The 19251-nt window shown below is 73.6% G+C and carries 18 protein-coding genes, 1 tRNA gene and 1 pseudogene; 4 read left to right on the top strand and 16 right to left on the bottom strand.

The window, feature by feature from the left end; genetic code table 11:
• Window positions 1-32 precede the first annotated feature (32 nt).
• Entirely contained in the window at window positions 33-1178 is a 1146-nt protein-coding gene (galK, locus tag O7633_RS24495; RefSeq protein WP_282328632.1) for a galactokinase, read from the top strand.
• Between the two features lie 104 nt (window positions 1179-1282).
• Here galK and cysN read toward each other — a convergent pair whose 3' ends face one another.
• The 9 genes and pseudogenes from cysN to O7633_RS24450 all read right to left on the bottom strand — a co-directional run bounded on the left by cysN (window position 1283) and on the right by O7633_RS24450 (window position 9864).
• The gene (cysN, locus tag O7633_RS24490) at window positions 1283-2578 is read right to left on the bottom strand and encodes a sulfate adenylyltransferase subunit CysN (RefSeq protein WP_282324065.1); all 1296 of its coding nucleotides are present in this window, start codon (window positions 2576-2578) and stop codon (window positions 1283-1285) included.
• The gene (gene cysD / locus O7633_RS24485; RefSeq protein ID WP_282324064.1) at window positions 2578-3489 is read right to left on the bottom strand and encodes a sulfate adenylyltransferase subunit CysD; all 912 of its coding nucleotides are present in this window, start codon (window positions 3487-3489) and stop codon (window positions 2578-2580) included. Before cysD ends, cysN begins: the two co-directional genes overlap by 1 nt.
• Before the next feature lie 78 nt (window positions 3490-3567).
• A complete protein-coding gene (locus tag O7633_RS24480; RefSeq protein WP_282328631.1) occupies window positions 3568-4386 on the bottom strand; it encodes an inositol monophosphatase family protein in 819 nt (272 codons plus the stop codon).
• 154 nt (window positions 4387-4540) lie between these two features.
• On the bottom strand, window positions 4541-5131 hold the full coding sequence (gene pth, locus O7633_RS24475) for an aminoacyl-tRNA hydrolase (protein ID WP_074477117.1): 591 nt from the start codon (window positions 5129-5131) through the stop codon (window positions 4541-4543).
• Between the two features lie 113 nt (window positions 5132-5244).
• Complete coding sequence (locus O7633_RS24470; RefSeq protein ID WP_282324063.1) at window positions 5245-5931, bottom strand: 50S ribosomal protein L25/general stress protein Ctc; 687 nt, start codon at window positions 5929-5931, stop codon at window positions 5245-5247.
• Between the two features lie 299 nt (window positions 5932-6230).
• On the bottom strand, window positions 6231-7211 hold the full coding sequence (locus O7633_RS24465) for a ribose-phosphate diphosphokinase (protein WP_278131893.1): 981 nt from the start codon (window positions 7209-7211) through the stop codon (window positions 6231-6233).
• A 64-nt stretch (window positions 7212-7275) separates the two neighbouring features.
• Window positions 7276-8805: pseudogene (gene glmU / locus O7633_RS24460) on the bottom strand (bifunctional UDP-N-acetylglucosamine diphosphorylase/glucosamine-1-phosphate N-acetyltransferase GlmU); the annotation flags it as partial.
• A gap of 73 nt (window positions 8806-8878) precedes the next feature.
• A tRNA-Gln gene (locus O7633_RS24455) sits at window positions 8879-8949 on the bottom strand.
• A 45-nt stretch (window positions 8950-8994) separates the two neighbouring features.
• Window positions 8995-9864, bottom strand: coding sequence for a helix-turn-helix domain-containing protein (locus O7633_RS24450; RefSeq protein WP_282324062.1), 870 nt, complete (start codon window positions 9862-9864; stop codon window positions 8995-8997).
• A gap of 134 nt (window positions 9865-9998) precedes the next feature.
• Here O7633_RS24450 and O7633_RS24445 point away from each other — a divergent pair, with 134 nt between their 5' ends.
• Both O7633_RS24445 and O7633_RS24440 read left to right on the top strand, forming a co-directional pair.
• Window positions 9999-10973, top strand: a complete 975-nt coding sequence (locus O7633_RS24445) for an acyl-CoA desaturase (protein WP_282324061.1) — start codon at window positions 9999-10001, stop codon at window positions 10971-10973.
• A gap of 122 nt (window positions 10974-11095) precedes the next feature.
• Window positions 11096-11782 carry a TetR/AcrR family transcriptional regulator gene (locus O7633_RS24440; protein WP_074477142.1) on the top strand — a complete coding sequence of 229 codons (687 nt, stop codon included), beginning with the start codon at window positions 11096-11098 and terminating at the stop codon, window positions 11780-11782.
• 31 nt (window positions 11783-11813) lie between these two features.
• On the opposite strand, the gene O7633_RS24435 is transcribed toward O7633_RS24440, so the two are convergent.
• The 7 genes from O7633_RS24435 to O7633_RS24405 form a co-directional block, all read right to left on the bottom strand.
• A complete protein-coding gene (locus tag O7633_RS24435; RefSeq protein WP_074477112.1) occupies window positions 11814-12284 on the bottom strand; it encodes a DUF4383 domain-containing protein in 471 nt (156 codons plus the stop codon).
• Window positions 12285-12401: 117 nt separating this feature from the next.
• The gene (locus O7633_RS24430) at window positions 12402-12857 is read right to left on the bottom strand and encodes a DUF4383 domain-containing protein (RefSeq protein WP_074477111.1); all 456 of its coding nucleotides are present in this window, start codon (window positions 12855-12857) and stop codon (window positions 12402-12404) included.
• A 94-nt stretch (window positions 12858-12951) separates the two neighbouring features.
• Window positions 12952-14763 (bottom strand): ABC-F family ATP-binding cassette domain-containing protein, encoded by a 1812-nt coding sequence (locus O7633_RS24425; RefSeq protein ID WP_282324060.1) that lies wholly within the window; start codon window positions 14761-14763, stop codon window positions 12952-12954.
• A gap of 116 nt (window positions 14764-14879) precedes the next feature.
• On the bottom strand, window positions 14880-15836 hold the full coding sequence (locus O7633_RS24420; RefSeq protein ID WP_178063311.1) for a 4-(cytidine 5'-diphospho)-2-C-methyl-D-erythritol kinase: 957 nt from the start codon (window positions 15834-15836) through the stop codon (window positions 14880-14882).
• Entirely contained in the window at window positions 15833-15961 is a 129-nt protein-coding gene (locus O7633_RS24415) for a hypothetical protein (protein ID WP_256095797.1), read from the bottom strand. Before O7633_RS24415 ends, O7633_RS24420 begins: the two co-directional genes overlap by 4 nt.
• Window positions 15962-15970: 9 nt before the next feature.
• Window positions 15971-16843 (bottom strand): 16S rRNA (adenine(1518)-N(6)/adenine(1519)-N(6))-dimethyltransferase RsmA, encoded by an 873-nt coding sequence (gene rsmA / locus O7633_RS24410; protein ID WP_074477141.1) that lies wholly within the window; start codon window positions 16841-16843, stop codon window positions 15971-15973.
• Entirely contained in the window at window positions 16840-17754 is a 915-nt protein-coding gene (locus O7633_RS24405; RefSeq protein WP_282324058.1) for a TatD family hydrolase, read from the bottom strand. Before O7633_RS24405 ends, rsmA begins: the two co-directional genes overlap by 4 nt.
• 147 nt (window positions 17755-17901) lie before the next feature.
• On the opposite strand from O7633_RS24405, the gene O7633_RS24400 reads away from it, so the two are divergent.
• Entirely contained in the window at window positions 17902-19149 is a 1248-nt protein-coding gene (locus O7633_RS24400; RefSeq protein WP_282324057.1) for a hypothetical protein, read from the top strand.
• The last annotated feature ends 102 nt before the right edge of the window (window positions 19150-19251 follow it).

The raw sequence follows: 19251 nt of genomic DNA, 5'->3' as shown, positions 1-19251 counted from the left end.
CCGCGCACCCCTCGCCCGCGCCGACGGGGGAGGTGGCCGACCGGGCCGCCGCCGGCTTCCACCAGCGGTACGGCGCACCCGCCGCCGGCCGCTGGGCGGCACCCGGACGGGTCAACCTGATCGGCGAGCACACCGACTACAACGACGGCTTCGTGCTGCCGTTCGCGCTGCCGCTGCGTACCGTGGTCGCCGCCGCCCCCGCCGACGACGGCCGCTGGACGGTCTGGTCGGAGCTCACCGGCGACCAGGTCGGGTTCGGCGGCGACGAGGTGGCCGCCCCCGGCCGGGTCACCGGCTGGGCCGCGTACGTCGCCGGGGTGGTGTGGGCGCTGCGCGAGGCCGGCCACCGGGTGCCCGGGGCGCGGCTGGCCGTCGCCTCCGACGTGCCGCTCGGCTCCGGGCTGTCGTCGTCGGCCGCGCTGGAGGCCGCCGTGCTGGCCGCCCTCGTCGACCTCGGCGGGCTGGACCTGCCGGCCGAGGGGCGGCCCCGGCTCGCCCAGCGGGCCGAGAACGCCTACGTCGGCGCGCCCACCGGGATCATGGACCAGTCCGCGGCGATCCGCTGCCGCACCGGCCACGCCCTCTTCCTCGACTGCCGCACCGAGGCCGTCGAGCACATCCCGTTCGACCTGGCCGCCGCCGGGCTGGCCGTGCTGGTGATCGACAGCCGGGCCCCGCACCGGCACGCCGACGGCGAGTACGCCTCCCGCCGCGCCGGCTGCGAGAAGGCCGCCGGGCTGCTCGGGGTGCCCGCCCTGCGCGACGTGGCCGCCGCCGACCTCGACGACGCCCTCGCCCGCCTCGACGACGACGAGACCCGCCGCCGCGTCCGGCACGTCGTCACCGAGGACCAGCGGGTGCTCGACGCCGTGGCGCTGCTGCGCGCCGGCCGGGTACGCGACATCGGGCCCCTGCTGACCGCCTCCCACGCGTCGATGCGCGACGACTTCGAGATCACCGTGCCGGAGGTCGACACGGCGGTCGAGGCGGCCCTGGCCGCCGGGGCGTACGGGGCACGGATGACCGGCGGCGGCTTCGGCGGCTGCGTCCTCGCCCTGGTCGACGCCGACCGCGCCGACGCGGTGGCCGACTCCGTCACGACCCGGTACGCCGAGCGCGGCTTCCGCGCCCCCGGCTTCCACCTGGCCACCCCGGCCCCCGGCGCCCACCGCTTGTAAGGAAGGGCCCCTTGTTAACGCATTCTGCATAGCAAGGGGCCCCTGTTAACAACGCCGGGCGGGCGTCCGCCGGGCACCGGCGGGGGGCCGCGAAGAGGCTCGGCTCAGGCGGCCTCGACGATCATGCCCGCGCCGACGGTGCGGTTGGTGGCCTCGTCGATGATGACGAAGCCGCCGGTGGTGCGGTTGCGGCGGTACTCGTCCGCCAGCAGCGGGATCGTGGTGCGCAGCCGCACCCGGCCGATCTCGTTGAGCTTGAGTTCGGTGGCGGTTTCGTCGCGGTGCAGGGAGTTGATGTCGAGGCGGTAGTGCAGGCCCCGCACGATCGCCCGCGCGGAGCGGGTGGTGTGCTTGATGGCGTAGCGGCCGCCGACGGTCAGCGGGCGGGTCTCGTCCATCCAGCAGACCATCGCCTCGATGTCCTGCGCGACGGTCGGGGCGTTGTGGGGGCGGCAGATCATGTCCCCGCGGGAGATGTCGATCTCGTCTTCCAGCCGGACGGTGACCGACATCGGGGGGAACGCCTCCTCGACCGGCCCGTCGGCGGTCTCCACCGCGGCGATGCGGGAGGTGAACCCCGACGGCAGGACCATCACCTCGTCACCGGCCTTCAACACCCCCGAGGCGACCTGACCGGCATAGCCCCGGTAGTCCGTCACCGTGGTGGACTGCGGCCGGATCACGTACTGCACCGGGAACCGCACGTCCTGCAGGTTGCGGTCCGAGGCGATGTGCACCCGCTCCAGATGGTGCAGCAACGACGGCCCCTCATACCACGGCATGTCCTCCGACCGGGACACGATGTTGTCCCCCCGCAGCGCCGACACCGGCACCACCGTCAGGTCCGGCACGTCCAGCTTCGCCGCGAACGCCGTGAACTCGTCCGCGATCGCCTCGAACACCTCCCGGTCGAAGTCGACCAGGTCCATCTTGTTCACACACAACACCAGATGCGGCACCCGCAACAACGAACACAGGAACGCGTGCCGCCGCGACTGCTCCACCAGGCCCTTACGCGCGTCCACCAGGATCAACGCCAGGTCCGCCGTCGACGCCCCCGTCACCATGTTCCGCGTGTACTGAATATGACCCGGCGTGTCCGCGATGATGAACTTCCGCCGCGGCGTCGCGAAGTACCGGTACGCCACATCGATCGTGATGCCCTGCTCCCGCTCCGCCCGCAACCCGTCGGTCAACAACGCCAGGTTCGTGTACTCGTCCCCCCGCGCCGCCGACACCGCCTCCACCGCCGCCAACTGATCGGTGAACAACGACTTCGTGTCATACAACAACCGGCCGATCAACGTCGACTTACCGTCGTCCACACTCCCGGCCGTGGCGAACCGCAACAGGTCCATCGGCCGCGCCTCCACCTCGACCGGCGCCATGTCGATGCTCATCAGAAGTAGCCCTCCCGCTTACGGTCCTCCATGGCGGCCTCACTGACCCGGTCGTCGCCCCGCGTCGCACCCCGCTCGGTGACCCGCGTCGCGGCCACCTCCTCGATCACCGCCGCCACCGTCGCGGCATCCGAACGCACCGCCGCCGTGCACGAGGCGTCACCCACCGTCCGGTACCGCACCACCTCCACGAACCGCGTCTCACCCGCCCGCGGGGTGAAGAACTCGTTCACCGCGTACAACATCCCGTCGCGCTCGACGACCTCACGCTCGTGCGCGAAGTAGATCGACGGCAACGGGATCCGCTCCCTGGCGATGTAGTGCCACACATCCAACTCGGTCCAGTTCGACAACGGGAACACCCGGATCGACTCACCCGGATGATGCCGACCGTTGTACAACGACCACAACTCCGGCCGCTGGTTCTTCGGATCCCACTGCCCGAACTCGTCCCTGAACGAGAACACCCGCTCCTTCGCCCGCGCCTTCTCCTCATCCCGCCGCGCCCCACCGAACAGGGCGTCGAACCGGTGCTTCTCCACCGCGTCCAACAACACCGGCGTCTGGATCCGGTTACGCATCCCGTCCCCGGACTCCCGCACCAACCCCCGCGCCAACGCCTCCGGCACCGACGCCACGATCAACTGCAACCCCAACTCCGCCACCCGACGATCCCGATACTCCAGGACCTCGGGAAAGTTGTGCCCCGTATCCACATGCATCACCGGAAACGGCACACTCGCCGGCGCAAACGCCTTCTGCGCCAACCGCAACATCACGATCGAATCCTTACCACCCGAGAAGAGCAGCACCGGCCGCTCCATCTCCGCAACCACCTCACGCATCACGAAGATGCTCTCCGCCTCCAGGGCATCGAGGTGGGAGACCTGGTACGCGGCGGGGGCGGTCATGACCCGGCCTCGATCCGCTCGGCTGCGCTCATGGATTCCAGACCTTTCCGGTCGGACACGTGAAGAAGACTGCTCAGGCTACCCGGAATGCCTCTGCAGCGCTGCAAGCAACCGGCTGGCGAGATCCTTGCGGCAGACCAGCAGATCCGGCAGGCGCGGGTCGGCCTCGTTGTATTTCAGCGCAGAACCGTCGATCCGGGAAGCATGCAGGCCGGTGGCCGTCGCCACAGCCACCGGAGCGGCCGAGTCCCACTCGTACTGGCCGCCCGCGTGGACGTACGCGTCGATCTCACCCGTCACCACAGCGGCGATCTTCGCCCCCGCCGAGCCCATCGGCACCAGATGAGCGCCCACATCCTCCGCCAGGTCGGTCAGGAAAATCGGCGGACGGCTACGACTGGCCGCCAACCGGATGGTCCTTCCGCCGTCCGAGGTCGCCGCCTCCAGGGTCATCGGCGGGTACGCCGGTGGCAGGTCCGTGCCCAGCACCCGGTGCTGCGCCGGCAACCCCACCGCGCCCGCCACCAGGCGGTGCGGCGTCGACGCGGTGCGCGCCCACAGCGCCACGTGCACCGCCCAGTCCGAACGGCCCTCCTCGGAGAACTCCCGGGTCCCGTCCAACGGGTCGATGATCCACACCCGGTCGGCGGTCAGCCGGGACACCGCCCCGGCGCTCACCTCCGCCGCCCACGCCAGCCGCGACCCCTCGTCCTCCTCCGAACAGACCGCGTCCCCCGGCCGCCACTTCGCCAGCTCGGTGCGGATCAGGTCGTGCGAGACCTTGTCCCCCGCCGACCGCAACGCCCCCGGGTCGGCGAACCCCAGCTCGGCCCGGACGGCCAGCAACGCCTGCCCGGCCTGGGTCGCCAGCCACCGGGCGAACGCGCCGTCGATCATCGGAGGACTGCCCACCACTCGCTCCCGTCGCCTCGCCGCGACCCGCCCCACGGGCCGCAGCCACCTGCCGGCCACGCCCACCTGCCGGCCGTGGTCCGCCGGAAAGGCGCAGACTACCGGCCGCACGACCGCCCGCCGTGCCGCCCCGCCCGGCTCAGGCCCCGTGATACAGGTTCTGGGTCGGCTCCACACCCCGGGTGACCACCGACTCGACCACGTCCGCCGCCCGGTCCACCAGGAACTCCAGCTCCTTGCGCTCCGCGGCGGAGAAGTCGGACAGCACGTAGTCGGCCGGGTCCTGCCGCCCCGGCGGCCGACCGATGCCGAACCGCACCCGCACGTAGTCCTTCGTCCCCAGCGACTTCGACATCGAACGCAGCCCGTTGTGCCCGCCCTCGCCGCCGCCGCACTTGACCCGCACCTGCCCGTAGCCGATGTCCAGCTCGTCGTGGATTGCGATCACCCGGCCCGGCGGCACCTTGTGGAACTGCGCCAACCCGGCCACCGGCCCCCCGGAGAGGTTCATGTACGTCAGCGGCTTCATCAGCACCAGCTTCGGCCCGCCCAGCCCCAGCCGCCCCTCGGCCACCTCGGCCACCGCCCGCCGGTGCCGGCCGAACTTCCCGCCCACCCGGGCGGCCAGCAGCTCGGCCACCATGAAGCCCACGTTGTGCCGGTTGCCCGCGTACTCCCGGCCCGGGTTCCCCAGGCCGACCACCAGCCACGGCCCCGCCTCGTCCGTCACGCCACACCCCTCCCGCTCCGCCGCCGCACCCGGCGGCCAGCCAGACCCGGTCCCGATACTGCGACAGGCGCCCCCGGGGTCGGGGGCGCCTGTCGCACGGAAAAACAGACCGGTCAGGCCTCGGTCTTCGCCTCGGCCGGGGCCTCCTCGCCCTCGGCGGCCGGCGCCTCGGCACCCTCGGCGGTCTCCTCGCCGGCCTCGGCCTCCTCGGCGGTGGCCTCGACCTCGGGCAGCGTGGCCTCCAGCTGCTCGGCGGTCGGGGCCGCGGTCACGGCGGCGACCGACAGCTCCGGGTCGGCGGCCAGCTCGACGCCCGACGGCAGCTCCACGTCGGCGGCGGTGACCTGCGTGCCGGCCTCCAGGCCCTCGATCGACGCCTCCAGGTGGTCCGGCACCTTGGTGGCGTCGGCGGTCACCGAGAGGGTGTCGTGGTCGTGCACGATCAGGGTGTCCTTCGCGGCCTCGCCGGTCAGCTGGACCGGGACCTCGACGGTGACCTTCTCGCCACGGCGGACCAGCAGCAGGTCGACGTGCTCGAAGCTGTCCTTGATCGGGTCACGCTGGATCGCCTTCGGCAGCGCCAGCACCTGCGTGCCGTCGCTGACCTCGATCGCGAACAACTGGTTGGCGCCGCCCTTACGGATCGCGGCGGCGAACTCACGCGCGGGCAGCGCGATGTGCTTCGGCTTCTCGCCGTGGCCGTACAGCACGGCGGGCACCATGCCGGCCCGGCGGGTACGACGGGCACCACCCTTGCCGAACTCGGTACGGGGCTCGGCGCTGATCTTTACCTCGGACACGGGGAAACTCCTGATGCTTTTCGCTGCGGCGGCTTGTCGTCTTGCGGTGCTGGGGCGAGGGGGCTCGCTGGGGCTCATGCGTCATGAACGACTGCCCGGAGCACCGCGTCGATCACGGTGCCTCCGTGCGGTGCTTTTCAGCGGCCCGCCGGGCACCCTCGCCGTGGCAACCGCAACAGTCTACCCGAGCTGAATACGCGCCCGACGGCAGTCCCCGCCCCGCCCGCTGTCAGGAGTGAAAACGCCCAACACCGGACCGCGCCGGCCACCGGGACGGCGGCCGGCGCGGGGTGCCCACCTCAGCTCAGGCCACCGAAGAGGGTCGTCACCGAGCCGTCGTCGAAGACCTCCCGGATCGCCCGGGCCAGCAGCGGCGCGATCGACAGCACCGTGATCTTGTCGAGCTGCTTCTCCGGCGGCAACGGCAGCGTGTTCGTCACCACGACCTCGGTGATCGGGCTGTTCTTCAGCCGCTCGACCGCCGGATCAGACAGCAGCGCGTGGGTCGACGCCACCACGATCTCCGCCGCGCCCGACTCCCGCAGGATGTCGGCGGCCTTGGCGATCGTCCCACCGGTGTCGATCATGTCGTCGACAATCAGGCACACCCGGCCCTCGACCTCACCGACCACCCGGTTCGCGACCACCTGGTTCGGCTTCAACGGATCCCGCGTCTTGTGGATGAACGCCAGCGGGCAACCGCCCAGCCGGTCGGTCCACCGCTCCGCCACCCGCACCCGGCCCGAGTCCGGCGCCACCACCGTCATCGGCCGCCCGGCGAACTTGCGCTCCACGTACTCGGCCAGCACGTCCATCGCGAACAGGTGGTCCACCGGGCCGTCGAAGAACCCCTGGATCTGCGCGGTGTGCAGGTCCACCGTCAGGATGCGGTTCGCCCCCGCCGTCTTCAGCAGATCCGCCACCAGCCGCGCCGAGATCGGCTCCCGGCCACGGTGCTTCTTGTCCTGCCGCGAGTAGGGGTAGAACGGCAGGACCACGGTGATCCGCTTGGCCGACCCACGCTTCAGCGCATCCACCATGATCAGGGTCTCCATGACCCAGGTGTTGACCCCGTGCGTCACGGACTGCACCACGAAGGCGTCCGAACCGCGTACCGAATCCTTGAAGCGCACGAAGATCTCACCGTTGGCGAACTCGTACGCGTCGGCGGGCGTCGGCGCGACGCCGAGGACCTCACCGATCTCCCTGGCCAAGTCCGGGAAACCACGTCCGGAGAAGAGCATCAGACTCTTGCGGTTTTCGGCGACGATGCTGCCCATGGGCCCGTCTGCTCCCGTTGGTCGGTGTGCCCGGCTGCGGTGTGGGGCCGGGGACTAGTGGGTTTGCAGTATCTCCCCCGCCTGGCGGCCCCCGAACCGCCTCGGCGCCCTCGTGGATTGCCTCACCTTCCCTTGCGCCCCACTATGCCCCAGGAGCATCCTCCGCCGCAGCCCGCAAAGCGCGCTCCGCCGCCTCCGCCGACGCCGTGCCGGCCCGCCGCCGGGCCACCCACCCCTCGATGCTGCGCTGCGGCGCGCGGGTCACCCCGAGCGCCCCCGGCGGCACGTTCTGGCTGATCGCGCTGCCCGCCGCGACGTACGCGCCCGGCCCCACCTCCACCGGGGCGATCAGGCTGGTGTCGCAGCCGATGAAGGCCGCCTCCCCGACCGTCGTGCGGTGCTTGTCGACCCCGTCGTAGTTCACGAAGATCGTCGCCGCGCCGATGTTGGCCCGCGCCCCGATCGTCGCGTCACCCACGTACGACAGGTGCGGCACCTTCGCGCCCGCCCCGACCTCGGAGTTCTTCACCTCGACGAACGTGCCGACCTTGGCCTTCTCGGCCAGCCGCGCCGCCGGCCGCAGGTACGCGTACGGCCCGACGCTGGCCCCTGCGCCGACCTCGGCGTCGACGGCGTGGCTGCGCAGCACCGTCGCCCCCGGCCCGACCACCGTGTCGATCAGCGTCACGTCCGGGCCCACCACCGCCTCCGCGCCCACCACCGTCCGGCCGCGCAGCTGCGTGTTCTGGTCGATCACCGCGTCCCGGTCCACCGCCACCGTCACGTCGATCCACGTCGTCGCCGGGTCCAGGATGCTCACCCCGGTGCGCATCCACGCCTCGTTGACCCGGTCGCGCAGCAGCCGGCGCAGCGCCGCCAACTCGACCCGGTCGTTGCAGCCCAGCGTCTCCACGTGGTCGGCCGCCACGTGCACCCCGACCGGCTCACCGGCGGAGACCAGCAGGGCGAAGACGTCCGTCAGGTACTCCTCGCCCTGGTCGTTGTCGGTGGAGAGCTTGCCCAGCGCGTCGCGCAGCCGCACCGCGTCGAACGCGTAGCTGCCGGCGTTGATCTCCCGCAGCGCCCGCTGCTCGGCGGTGGCGTCGCGCTCCTCGACGATCTGCCGCAGCCGGCCCGCCTCGTCCCGGACGATCCGCCCGAGCCCGGTCGGGTCTGGCACCTCGGCGGCGAGCACGGTCGCCGCCGCACCGGCCGACTCGTGCGCGTCGACCAGAGCGGCGACCGTCTCGGGGCGCAGCAGCGGCACGTCCCCGTTGATCACGACCACGGTCCCCGCGGCGTCGGCGACGGCGTCGAGGGCGATCCGGACCGCGTGACCGGTGCCGCGCTGCTCGGCCTGGAGCACCGGGACGGCCTCCGGGGCGACCTCGGCCAGGTGCGCCCGGACCCGGTCCGCGCCGTGGCCGACCACGACGACGGTCCGCTCCGCCCGCAGGGGGCCGGTGGCGGTGAGCACGTGGCCGAGCAGGGTCCGGCCGAGCAGGGGATGCAGCACCTTGGGCAGCGCCGACTTCATCCGCTTGCCCTCCCCGGCGGCGAGCACGACGACGGTGCGGAGGTGGGGCTGGGACACGACGTGGCTCCCGTCGGGACGGCGACAGTCTCGCGGCCATGCTAACCACGCGAGGACGGCGATACAGCGGAAGCTCCCGGGAGAGGATTCGAACCCCTATAATCAGGACCAAAACCTGACGTCCTGCCATTAGACGACCCGGGACGGTCTAAAACGGACAAACCAATCGGTTGGCCGGACTAGTACACCTTAGCGCTCCACAGCTTCCACGCCAGCGCCCATTCCCGTCATGATCCCTTCGATCTTCCAGTAGAGCCGCCGCGATCTGGGCACCTCGACCGTCAGGCAGCCGCGATAGTCGTCGCCGGTGTTGTGCCGGACCGTCGCGGGCCGGTGCCGCTTGAGCGAGACGGGCCGGAAGTCGTCGGCGGTCACCCCCACCCGCTCCGCCCACCACCGGACCGCCTCCGAAGCGTCCGCGGACTCGTGGATGCTCACCCGGAACGACAGCGTCGGCCGGGGCACACCCATCGCCTCGACGAAGCGGAGGAAGACCTCGACCAGCGTCGGGTCGCTGTTGACGAACTTCACGCGGCAGTCGTGCGGACGCCACGGCTTGGCCTTGGTCCCCTCCGCCCAGTAGAGCGCCGCACCGACCAGGATCAACTCCCGGCGCCGCAGCCGCCCCACCCACGCCGACGTGGCCCTGACGGTCTCCGCGCGGGCCGCGTCCCGTGCCTGCCGGTGGGCGGCCCACTGGGCGTCGGTCATCGCCCGGGAGTGCGCCCGACGCCACTCACGGGCCGCCTCGACGTCGGGCTCCCACGGCACGCCCTGGACCCAGCGGTATGCGGTCGACTTCGCCACCCCGAGCCGGGCCGCAATGTCGGGCACGGTGCAGCCCTGGGCGCGCAGTTGCGTCGCCTCGGCCCGGAGGGCGTCCTTGGCGTTGGGCCGGCGGGTCCGCTCCGGGGCGGGCACCCCGCGCAGCAACTCCTGGACGCGGTTGCGGCCGAGGCCGGTGCGGGCCCGGATCTCGCGCACGCTGAGCTGTTCGACGGTGCGCAGCCGGCGGACCTCTGCCGCCCGGGAGTCGCCCAAGATCTGGAAGTCGTCCACGAACAGCAGGTTAGGACGGACGTACGACACACCACGCATCCACGCCGGGAACTGTCTCGTGCGTTCCCCGGCGCCCTAAGTTACGGTGACGTAGGCGTAACTTCGTGATCTCCGCCGTCCCGCTGCGAGGTGCCATGTCGACCGCTCTGACCGAGTCCCGCCCCACCGGTCCGAAGCCGCTGACCCAGGGCCCGCAGTCGCGGGGCATCCTGGTCGCCCTGTGGGCGTTCGTGGTCGTCCCGTTCCTGGCCCTGCTCGCCGCGCTGCCGGTCGCCTGGGGCGGCTGGCTGGGCTGGACCGACGTGGCGGTCGCCGGGTTCTGGTACGTCGTCTCGGGGCTGGGCATCACGGTCGGCTACCACCGCTACTTCACCCACGGCTCCTTCCGGGCTCGGCCGTGGCTGCGGGTGGCGCTGGCGGTGGCGGGCTCCCTGGCGGTGCAGGGCGAGATCATCCAGTGGGTCGCCGACCACCGCCGGCACCACGCCTTCTCCGACCTCGACGGCGACCCGCACTCGCCGTGGCGGTTCGGCCAGAGCGTCCGGGGGCTGACGAAGGGGCTTTTCCACGCGCACGTGGGCTGGCTGTTCGGCCGGGAGCTGTCCAACCGGGAGCGGTTCGCCCCGGACCTGCTCGCCGACCGGGCGACCCGCCGGGTGGACCGGCTCTTCCCGGTGTTGGCGGTGGTGACGGTGCTCGGCCCGGCGCTGATGGGCGGCCTGCTCACCTGGTCGTGGCGGGGCGCGCTGACGGCGCTGTTCTGGGGCGGGCTGGTGCGGATCTCGCTGCTGCACCACGTGACCTGGTCGATCAACTCGGTCTGCCACGTCTACGGGGAGCGGCCGTTCGCGATGCGGCAGGGCGACCGGGCGGCCAACTTCTGGCCCCTGGCGATCCTGTCGTTCGGCGAGAGCTGGCACAACCTGCACCATGCCGAGCCGACGAGCGCCCGGCACGGTGTGCTGCGCGGGCAGGTCGACATCTCGGCCCGGGTGATCTGGCTGTTGGAGCGGACCGGGGCCGCGTGGGCGGTGCGCTGGCCGAAACCGGAGCGCATCGCGGCCAAGCTGACCCGCCCGCAGCCGCCCCGGCGGGGTCGGCTGCGGTAAACGGGTCGGTCGGGCCGGCCGTAGCCTGGCAGGATGGCCGGATGACCGACGACGGCGGCGCGACCAACGACGGCGGCAGCATCCCACGACAGGGCGTCACGGCGCGCCGGCGAGGTGACGGCATGGCAGAGGGTCCGGGCGGCGGGGCGGGCGGGCGGCGGCGCGCGGTGCCGGCGGCGGCGGGCAAGCCGCCGTCGCGGGTGCGGATGTCGGCGGCCCAGCGGCGCGAGCAGTTGATCTCGATCGGCCGGCAGTTGTTCGCCGAGCGGGGCTTCGACGCCACCTCGATAGAGGAGGTGGCGGCCCGGGCGAAGGTCTCCAAGCCGGTGGTCTACGAGCACTTCGGCGGCAAGGAGGGGCTCTACGCGGTGGTGGTGGACCGGGAGGTCCGGGCCCTGCTGGACCGGATCACCACGGCGCTGACCGCCGGCCACCCGCGCGAGCTGCTGGAGCAGGCGGCGCTGACCCTGCTGGGCTACATCGAGGAGGAGACCAGCGGGTTCCGGGTGCTGGTGCGGGAGTCGCCGCTGATGTCGGCGACGGGCAACTTCAGCAGCGTGATGAACGACGTCGCGCACCAGGTCGAGCACATCCTCGGGGCCGAGTTCAAGACCCGGGGGTACGACCCGAAGCTGGCCGAGCTCTATTCGCAGGCGCTGGTGGGGATGGTGGCGTTGACGGGGCGCTGGTGGCTGGAGGTGCGCAGGCCGCGCAAGGAGACGGTGGCCGCGCACCTGGTGAACCTGGCCTGGAACGGGTTGTCGCACCTGGAGGCGAAGCCGACGCTGATCACGTCCCGGGGCCGGTGACGGCGGGGCCGGCGGCCGGCCGGTCGTCGGGTCAGCGGTGGCCGGGGACGGGGTCGCGGCGACGCCGGTCCTCGGCCTCGGCGTGGTCGGCCGGGCCGACCTTGTCGTAGAGGCCGGTGGCGAGCAGCACCAGCCCGAACAGCAGCGACACGATGACGGTGGACATCGAGAAGTTGAGGAAGTTCGCCGAGGTCTGTAGGACGGCCATCATCAGGGTGCCGGTGACGAGGAAGACCGCGCCGGCGGTGAGGTTCATGTAGTGGCCGAGGTTGCTGCGCCGGGACGCCCCGATCAGCAGCACGATGCCGAAGACCACCGAGACGAGCGAGAACGCCAGGTTGGTGCGGAGCCCGAGGGCCCAGTGGCTGCCCCGGTCGAAGAGACCTTCGCCCCAGGTCGCGGCCGTGCCCCACACGCCGAAGAGCAGGATGTAGAGCCCGACGAGCCCGGCGAGGACCCGGTAGAGCGGCCGGGCCGGGTGGTTGACCGGAAAGTGCGCCATGACCCCTCCGTCCGTTTGACACCAGTCGGAAGGATTGTCACCCCGCCGGGCGTCGGACGCGGGCCGAACCGCCGCAGCGGGGGCCGGCGCGTGCCGACCCCCGCTGCGTGTGCGGGCCTACAGGACGAGCCGGGCCTTCTGCCAGGCCTCGTTCTCCTCGTCGGTGCCGACCTTGCCGTACATGCCGGCCATCAGCAGGACCATGGAGAGGGTGAGCACCACGATGTCGGTGGTGATGGTGAAGTTGAAGATGTTGGCGTCGGTCTGGAGGAAGGCCAGCTCGGCGAGGCCGAGGACCATGAGGGCGTACGCCAGCCACTGGTTGATCGCGACGTCGAGGTTGCGGCCGATCACGGTGCCGGTGAGGATCGCGACGCCCAGCACGAGGCTCAGCAGCGAGAAGCCGAGGTTGGTGCCCTGGCCGAGCACCGTGGTGTCGTCCTGGGCGAGGATGTCGTTGCCGGCGCTGGCGACGAGGCCGAGTACGCCGAAGGCCAGGAAGTACAGACCAACGAGCCCGCCGATCGCCCGGTAGATCGGCCGCGCGGGGTGGTTGACGGGGGTGTGGGCCATGTCTGAGTCTCCAAGACCGTGCGGGTGAGGGGTCGCCTGCGATTGTCCCGCACGGCGGGCTGTGACGCCGCACACCCCCCGCCCGGTTGCCTGGTCAGCCGCCGGGCACCTGCTCGGCGAGGGCCAGCCAGCTCTCCTCGACCTGCTCCCGTTCGGCCCGGACGTCCTTGAGCTGGGCGTCCAGCTCGGCGACCCGGGCGTAGTCGGTGGCGTTGGCGGCGAGCTGGTCGAGGAGGGCGGCCTCCCGCTGCTCCAGCTTGGCGACCTGCCGTTCGAGGCGGGTGAGTTCCTTCTTGGCCTGCCGCGCCTCGGCGGCGGACATGCCGCCCGTGCCGGCGGCGGTGGTGCCGGCGGCGGGGGCCCCGGCGGGGGCGGCCGGGGCGGCGGGCTGCCGGTCGGCGGCGCGGGCCAGGTACTCGTCGACGCCGCCGGGCAGGTGCACGAGGCGGCCGTCGCCGAACATCCCGTACGCGGCGTCGGTGACCCGTTCGATGAGGTACCGGTCGTGGCTGGCCACGATGATCGTGCCGGGCCAGGAGTCGAGGAGGTCCTCCAGGGCGGCGAGGGTGTCGGTGTCCAGGTCGTTGGTGGGCTCGTCGAACAGCAGCACGTTGGGCTCGGCGGCGAGCAGCCGGAGCATCTGGAGGCGGCGGCGTTCCCCGCCGGAGAGGTCGCCGACGGGCGTCCAGAGCCGGCGGTCGTCGAAGCCGAACACCTCGGCGAGCTGGGCGGCGGAGACCTCCCGGTCGCCGAGCTGCACCCGGCGGGCGACCTCCTCGACGGCTTCGAGGACGCGCAGGTGGCCGGGGAGCTCGGCCAGCTCCTGGGAGAGGAAGGCCGGCTTGACCGTGGAGCCGGTGTGGAAGCGGCCGGCCTCGGGGCGGGTGATGCCGGCGAGCAGCCGCAGCAGCGTGGTCTTGCCGGCGCCGTTGCGCCCGAGGATGGCGATCCGGTCGCCGGGGCCGACCTGCCAGGTGGTGTCGTGCAGGATCTCCTTGGGGCCGGCGTGCAGCCGCACGTGCTCCAGGTCGTACACCTGCTTGCCGAGCCGGGCGGTGGCGAGCCGTTGCAGCGACATGGTGTCGCGCGGCGGCGGCACGTCGTCGATGAGCGCGTTGGCGGCGTCGATGCGGAACTTCGGCTTGGAGGTGCGGGCGGGCGGGCCGCGCCGCAGCCAGGCGATCTCCTTGCGGAGGAGGTTCTGCCGGCGGGCCTCGGTGGCGGCGGCGACGCGTTCCCGCTCGGCGCGGGCGAGGGTCCAGGCGGCGAAGCCGCCCTCGTAGGCCCGGACGGTCTGGTCGGCGACCTCCCAGGTGGTGGTGCAGACGGCGTCGAGGAACCACCGGTCGTGGGTGACCACGACGAGCGCGCCGCGCCGGCCGACGAGGTGCTTCGCGAGCCAGTCGACGCCGCCGACGTCGAGGTGGTTGGTGGGCTCGTCGAGGATGAGCAGGTCGGACTCGCGGACCAGCAGCGCGGCCAGGGCGACGCGGCGGCGCTCGCCGCCGGACATGGGGCCGACGGGCTGGTCGAGGCCGAGGTGGGGCATGCCGAGGCCGTCGAGGATGGCCCGGACGCCGGCGTCGCCGGCCCACTCGTGCTCGGCGCCCATGCTCTGATCGAGCCAGCCGGTGCCGAGCACCACGTCCCGGACGGTGGCCTCGGGGGCGAGCGCGAGGGCCTGCGGCAGCCACAGGACGCGCAGGTCGCGGCGATGGGTGACGCGGCCGTCGTCGGGGTCCTCCTGCTTGGTGAGCATCCGCAGCAGGGTGGACTTGCCGGCGCCGTTGAGGCCGACGACGCCGATCCGGTCGGCGTCGTCGAGGCCGAGCGAGACGTCGGTGAGCAGCGGCCCGGCGGCGCCGTACCCCTTGGACACCCGGTCCAGGTTGACGATGTTGGCCACTGCCCCACCTTCCATGATCAAGGCGTCCCGGTGCCGGCGGGCACCTGGGGACGCCTGGCTCCCAGGGTACGCGGACGCGCCCGGCCCGCCCCGGGGGCGGGTCGGGCGCGGGTGGGTCAGCCGATCCGGGCGCCGGCCACCGGCCCGTGGGCGGTGCGCGCCTCGCGGCACACCCCGGCGGCCTCCAGTTCGGCGGCGATCCGCTCGGCGTCGGCGGCGTCGGCGGCGAGGAAGACACAGGTGGGCCCGGAGCCGGAGACGATGCCGGCGAGTGCCCCGGCGGCCTCGCCGGCCTTGAGGGTGGCGGCCAGCGACGGACGCATGGCGAGCGCGGCGGCCTGGAGGTCGTTGCCGAGGGTGGCGGCGAGCACCCGGGGATCGCGTTGGCGCAGCGCGGCGAGGAGCCCGTCGGTGCTGCCCAGCGGCGGCCCGGCCGTGCCGGCGGCGCGGAGCCGGTCGAGTTCGGCGTACGCGGCGGGGGTGGAGAGGCCGCCGTCGGCGATGGCGACCACCCAGTGCCAGGAGGTGGGGCGGGCCAGCACGGGGCTGACGGCCTCGCCCCGGCCGGTGCCCAGCGCGGTGCCGCCGTGGATCAGGAACGGCACGTCGGAGCCGAGGTCGGCGGCGATCCCGGCCAGCTCGTCGCGGGACAGGCCGGTGCCCCAGAGCGCGTCGCAGGCGACGAGGGCCGCCGCCGCGTCGGCGCTGCCGCCGGCCAGACCGCCGGCGAGCGGGATCTGCTTGCGCAGGTGCAGCCGGGCGTGCGGCAGGACGCCCGCGTAGCCGGCGAGGGCGTGGGCGGCCCGGATCACCAGGTTGGTGTCGTCGAGGGCCAGCTCGCCGGTGCCCTCCCCCTCCATGGTCAGGGTGAGGGTGTCGCCGCGCCGGGCGGTCAGCTCGTCGTGGATGGAGATCGCGTGGTAGACGGTGTTCAGCTCGTGGTAGCCGTCGCGGCGCAGCGGGCCCACCCCGAGGTGCAGGTTGACCTTGGCGGGGACCCGCACCCGGACGGGGCCGGCGGCCCCGCGTCGCTGCTGGTCGTCATCGTCGTCCGGTCGCCAGGCCTCGGTCACGGGACGATGCCCCGCAGGCGCAGGCGGATGTCGAACGGCTCGGTCACGATCAGCTCCTCGGCGGGGTCGGCGGCCGGCGCGGACCGGGCGTCGACCAGGTCGTACGCGTTGCGGGGTCCGGGCACCGCGCCAGCCTACTGCGCGGCCGGCGTGCCGGTCGGAGCCGACGCGGCGACGGCGGCGAACTGCTCGACGGTGAGTGACTCCCCGCGTGCGCCCGGGTCCACCCCGGCGGCGACGAGGGCGGCGGCGGCCCGGTCGGGGCCGCCCGCCCAGCCGGCGAGGGCGGCCCGCAGGGTCTTGCGGCGCTGGGCGAACGCGGCGTCGACGACGGCGAAGACCCGTTCCCGGGGCACCTCGGGGCGGGGCGGCTCGCGGCGGGTGAAGGCGACCAGTCCGGAGTCGACGTTGGGCACCGGCCAGAACACGTTGGGCGGGACCCGGCCGGCGGCGCGGGCGTGGGCGTGCCAGGCGAGCTTGACCGACGGGATGCCGTACACCTTGGAGCCGGGGCCGGCGACGAGCCGGTCGGCGACCTCCTTCTGCACCATCACCAGCCCGTGCCGCAGGCTGGGCAGCGCGGCGAGCAGGTGCAGCACCACGGGCACGGCCACGTTGTACGGCAGGTTCGCCACCAGGGCGGTCGGCGCGGGGTCGGCCAGCTCGGCGGCGGTGACGCGCAGCGCGTCGGCGCGGTGCACGGTGAGCCGGTCGGCGTACGGGCCGGCGTGCCGGGCGGCGGTCTGCGGCAGCGCGGCGGCGAGCGTCGGGTCGATCTCGACGGCGTGGGTGTGCGCGGCGGCCGGGAGCAGGGCGAGGGTGAGGGAGCCGAGGCCGGGGCCGACCTCCAGGGCGACGTCGTCGGCGGTCAGCGCGGCGGCGGCGACGATGCGGCGCACGGTGTTGGGGTCGTGCACGAAGTTCTGGCCGAGCTTCTTGGTGGGGCTGACGCCGAGGCGGGCGGCGAGGTCCCGGATCTCCGCCGGGCCGAGCAGGCCGGGGGTCACCACGGGCCGAAGGCGCGTTCGCCGTTGGCCGACAGGGCGGCGCAGAGCGCGTCGAGGTCCGCGCCGGTGGTCGCGGCCAGCGCGCGGACGGTGAGCGGGATCAGGTACGACGCGTTGGGCCGCCCCCGGTGCGGGGTGGGCGTGAGGTAGGGGGCGTCGGTCTCCACGAGGAACTGGTCGAGGGGGGTGAGCGCGGCGGCCTCGCGCAGCGCGGCGGCGCTGGCGAAGGTGACGGTGCCGGCGAAGCTGAGCAGGTAGCCGCGGCGGACGCACTCGCGGGCGAAGTCGGCGTCGCCGGAGAAGCAGTGCAGCACGACGGTGTCCGGGGCGCCCTCGTCGTCGAGGATCCGCAGCACGTCGGCGTGGGCGTCGCGGTCGTGGACGACGAGGGCCTTGCCGTGCCGCTTGGCGATGTCGATGTGGGCGCGGAAGCTCGCCTCCTGCGCGGCGCGGCCCTCGTCGCCGGTGCGGAAGAAGTCCATTCCGGTCTCGCCGATGCCGCGCACCCGGTCGCGGGCGGCGAGCGACTCGATGGCGCGCAGCGCCTCGTCGAGGTCGGCGAGGCGGGGCGCCTCGTTGGGGTGCAGCGCGACGGTGGCCAGCACCGCCGGGTAGCGGTCGGCGGCGTCGGCGCTCCATGCCGAGGACACGACGTCGACGCCGACCTGGACGAGCCGGTCCACGCCGGCCTCGGCGGCGACCGCGACGGCCGCCGCGACGGGGTCGTCGGCGGTGGCGTTGCCGCCCGCCCCGCCGGCCGGCGCGCCGGCCTCGGTGACGGTGATGTCCAGGTGGGTGTGGCTGTCCGGCACGAGGCCGGGCAGCGGCTCGGGCGCGGGCGGGAACTCGCCGGCCCGGCGGGCGGCCCGCTGCCGGCGGGGTTCGGTCGACTCGGTCATCGCCGCCAGCATCACACACCGGCGGTCGGCCCGGTCCGCCGCCCGGCCCCTCCGGGGCGTGCCGGCGCTGCGGCGGGGAGCGCGCCGACCAGGTGCCGGTCATCGGCCCGTCACCGGCCGTTCACCCGCCCGGAACGCGGCGGGCCTAGCGTCGCGGGAGTGAGCGTCGCCCCTCAGGCCCGTGGAGCCGCCGAAGCGCGGGCGGGGCTGCGCGTCACGTGCGGCGGCGTCACCTACCTGGCGGAGGCGATCGCCCGGGGCGCGGCGTACGAGCTGTTCAGCGCCGAGGAGGCACCCGGCTTCGAGTGGTCTCCCCGGCCGGGGGCGCCACTGCCGTGGCGGCGGTTCGCCCACGTCAGCGAGGTCGACGCGGTGCACGGCGCGGCCGACCCGACCGAGGAGCCGGACGCGCCGCTGCTGGTGCCGTTGCACCGCGAGCGGGGCTGGCCGCAGGTGCAGCGGCTCAGCCAGCAGCCGGCCTCGGCCGGCGACCCGACGCTGGCGGCGGTACGGGCGTCGGCGGTGGTCCGGCGGGGCACCCGCATGGTCAAGGTGCTCTCCGCGCGGCAGCTCGCCGGTTACGCCCGGGGCTGGCTGCCGCACGGCTTCTGCCACCGCGAGCACGACGTGGCGCACCTGCGTACCCCGGCGGCCCTGGCGGTGCTGCGCACCGACTCGCCGGGCGGCCGCGACGACCTGGAGGTGGCGTACGCGCTGCGCTGGCGGGCGGCGGACCCGGCCGACTACGTGCGGCCCGTCGGCGCGGAGCACCGGGGGTTGACGGAGCTGTCGCCCCGGGACCGGCTCGGCCCGTCGGTGCTGGGCACCGGGTTCGTGCCGAGCGAGGCGCAGCTGGTCCCGGAGTTCGTCACCCGGGACTTCGCCGACCTGCCGATGCCGGCCAACGCCGCTCTGCTGGCCTACCCACCGTCGGGCGAGGAGGTCGTGCTCTACAGCTACCAGGCCGAGCAGCGGGGCTGGCTGCGGATGGTCGGCCCGCAGTGGCGGCACCTGCTGGCCGGGGTGCCGGACCTCTCCCCCGACCAGGAGTGGCTGCCGACCGGGGAGGCGGCCCGGTCGACGCAGCTCGTCGGCGGATACGCCGGCGCCGTGTACGAGGCCGTCGCCGACCTGCCCGGCGGGTTCCGGGTGCTGGCGATGACCCGGGCCGCCCGGTACCCGGTGGAGGCGGTGGCCCGCCGGTTGCGGCACGCCGCCTGGCGGGGCGTGCCCTGCCTGGTCCTGCGGGAGGAGGCGAGCTGGCTGCGGCTGCGGCTGACCCGGCCCGATCCGGACGCGGTGGCCGCGACCGGGGCGCAGTGCCAGGAACGGGGCGTCTACGAGGTGTGGGCCCCGGTGGCCGAGGTGACCGACGACCGGATGGTCGACGTGTCCTATCCGCTCTGACCGGGCGGTCCCGGCGGGGCGGTCGGTGCGGTCCCGGCGGGGCGGGTCGGCACGGTCCCGGCGGCGCGGTCCCGGCGGGCCGGCATATCGGGGGGCGGGTCG

It is taken from the genome of Micromonospora sp. WMMD712 (assembly GCF_029581295.1).
GTDB lineage: Bacteria > Actinomycetota > Actinomycetes > Mycobacteriales > Micromonosporaceae > Micromonospora > Micromonospora carbonacea.
This window is presented reverse-complemented; position numbering and strand designations above follow the sequence as displayed.